Source organism: Komagataeibacter oboediens, assembly GCF_003207815.1.
GTDB classification, from domain to species: Bacteria; Pseudomonadota; Alphaproteobacteria; order Acetobacterales; family Acetobacteraceae; genus Komagataeibacter; species Komagataeibacter oboediens.
Genome location: NZ_NKTX01000240.1, coordinates 1 through 726, shown reverse-complemented (window position 1 = coordinate 726; position 726 = coordinate 1). Strand labels below are relative to the sequence as shown.

At 55.9% G+C, this 726-nt stretch carries 1 protein-coding gene; it reads right to left on the bottom strand.

Annotated elements, in window-relative coordinates; all coding sequences use genetic code 11:
• Positions 1-96: 96 nt before the first annotated feature.
• Positions 97-726 (bottom strand): hypothetical protein (locus tag CFR80_RS19580; RefSeq protein ID WP_220032778.1); only part of this gene is annotated, 630 nt, incomplete at its 5' end.

Here is a 726-nt window from a genome sequence, read left to right as displayed (position 1 = left end):
CAGATAGCCAACAGCAACGCCGTCAGAAGGGCGGCATAACAACAACCGGGTATAGCTTATCAAGCCCACAAAGCTGTCCGAACGGACGGGACCACCTCAGCCGTTCGTGATTGAAACGTCGGGATCGTAGACTTCTTCGAGGTTTTTTCGCTCTCGAGCTGACACATGGACGGGGCGCGATACGGCACTTTCGCCTGCGTGCTCGCAAATCAACTCGAAGGCATCGTCTATCTCGTCTCCTGGTCCTGTTGGGCCGCTGTATCCCATTTGACGCAGCCGTCCCTTCCACCACTTCAGAAGTCCGTCGAGGCGTTGTTGCGCTGGGCCAATGACGCGGATATTGCCTCCCGCAAATTGGAACACGGGTGTGCGTTCGACGGCAATACTCGTCGTACCGTCATGATTGTTCCATCGATACCCGCCGCGGCGTATCAGCGAGGCAAGCGAACTCCCTTGACGCGCGCTGATTTCTTTGGGGGCGTTCGACAATATATCGACATGCGCCGGGTGCCCCCGTCGATTAATAGCGTCGAGTATCAGGCGATCTTCTGGCCGAATAGGCGCGTTGTTGACCGCAGTCAGGCTGCGCAAACTATTGTGCCACACTTCGCCAATGCCTACTACCTTGTAAGCTCCCGGCGACTGACGCCTTGCTGAATACTTCTGGTCTTGTTCAGCTATGAAGCATGAGCGATTTAAGAGATAGGGACGCGGTACTACCTGCGA